Here is a 262-nt window from a genome sequence, read left to right as displayed (position 1 = left end):
ACAATGGTCGTGCCTTTGCGCGTTGGATTGACGGTGCCGGTGACGAGCGGTATGGGCGATTCGAGCCATTTGAGCGTGTACTTCATGTTCACGGCATCGATGTTCAGGCTCACGATCTCGCCGCTGCCCGCGCCGACAATGGTCGTGCCTTTGCGCGTTGGATTGACGGTGCCGGTGACGAGCGGTATGGGCGATTCGAGCCATTTGAGCGTGTACTTCATGTTCACGGCATCGATGTTCAGGCTCACGATCTCGCCGCTGC

Annotated in this window: 1 pseudogene; it reads right to left on the bottom strand. The window is 58.8% G+C overall.

Going from position 1 to position 262, the window contains the following annotated elements:
• Window positions 1–221: pseudogene (locus ACRXB1_RS37690) on the bottom strand (hypothetical protein); the annotation flags it as partial.
• Window positions 222–262 lie beyond the last annotated feature (41 nt).

The organism is Caballeronia sp. M23-90, assembly GCF_053574605.1.
Note: the sequence above shows the minus strand (reverse complement) of the source record. Positions and strands in the feature narration are given on the sequence as shown.